Origin of the sequence: Streptococcus mitis (genome assembly GCF_005144795.1) — a bacterium.
GTDB lineage: Bacteria > Bacillota > Bacilli > Lactobacillales > Streptococcaceae > Streptococcus > Streptococcus mitis_BB.
In genome coordinates this window covers 1-579 of record NZ_SWFJ01000042.1, presented here as the reverse complement: position 1 = coordinate 579, position 579 = coordinate 1, and the positions used below count along the sequence as shown (strand labels likewise).

At 73.9% G+C, this 579-nt stretch carries 1 protein-coding gene; it reads right to left on the bottom strand.

What is annotated here, in order from left to right; translation table 11 throughout:
• On the bottom strand, positions 1–579 hold a 579-nt coding region (locus tag FBF73_RS09885), incomplete at both ends, for a hypothetical protein (RefSeq protein WP_206146687.1).

Sequence of the window (579 nt, the reverse complement as noted above, 5' to 3'; positions counted from 1 at the left end):
GGCGAGGTCGTCGTCGACCTCGCCGGCCGCCGGCGCGTACCCGGGGAGGGCGTGGTAGACCCCGCGGCAGTACATCTCGCGCGCGCCGCCGAACGCGGTGCCGGGCAACATGACCGTCACCCCGGGCAGCGGCCGGTAGGTGTGGCCGCCGGTGGCCATCGCCCGGTCGGCGGCATCCAGGTTGCCCGCCCGGCGGATGGTCGGAGCATGCCGGGCCACGGCGGCACCGAAGCGCAGCGCCGTCGGGGGACCAGCCACCCTGGCGATCCGTTGGAGGTCCTGGAGCAGCTGGGTGGCCTGGTCGATCCGGAACATCCGGGTCTCCGTTCGGTCGGGAGAGCGGCTTGGGGTCACCCGATAGGGTGATGAGGTGGCCTGCGCCGCGATACCGGCCGCGAACGGCCGCGGACGATGGTCCAGGTCGCGGCGGGCCGCGTCGATCGCGAACGCCTTGTCCTCGATGAGCCGGGCGATCTGTTCGGCCTTCAACCTTGGCGAGGACACCCGCCGCTCGTAGGCGCGGGTCACGGCGATGACGGGGCGGACCGGCACGGGCACGCAGATCACCCGCCGGCCGAC